A 383-nucleotide genomic window follows, 5' to 3' on the forward strand; every position below is an offset into this window, starting at 1 on the left:
GGGCGCAGCGACGGAAAGCGGATCGAGGTCCTTCAGGGCATCAAGCCTGGAACGCCTTACGCAGCGTCGGGCAGCTTCGTCGTGAAGTCCGAACTGGGCAAGGCATCCGCCGAGCACACGCACTGACCACGGAGCCTCACACATGTTTGAAAAACTGATTCGATTCTCGATCGAGCAGCGATGGCTAGTGCTGCTCGCTGCCCTTGCGATGGGTGCACTGGGCGTCTTCAACTACCAGAAACTTCCCATCGATGCTGTTCCGGACATCACCAATGTCCAGGTCCAGATCAACACACAGGCTGCCGGCTACTCGCCTCTTGAGACCGAGCAGCGGGTCACCTACCCCATCGAGACAGTCATGGCGGGTCTGCCCAACCTGGAGC

General features: G+C 59.8%; 1 protein-coding gene. It reads left to right on the forward strand.

The features are described 5' to 3' along the window. Window positions 1-142 precede the first annotated feature (142 nt). Window positions 143-383: efflux RND transporter permease subunit (locus K9U40_RS24595; RefSeq protein WP_282892646.1), on the forward strand; the 241-nt coding region annotated here is incomplete at its 3' end.

Source organism: Xanthobacter autotrophicus (assembly GCF_030015065.1).
In the GTDB taxonomy this organism is placed as follows: domain Bacteria; phylum Pseudomonadota; class Alphaproteobacteria; order Rhizobiales; family Xanthobacteraceae; genus Xanthobacter; species Xanthobacter autotrophicus_D.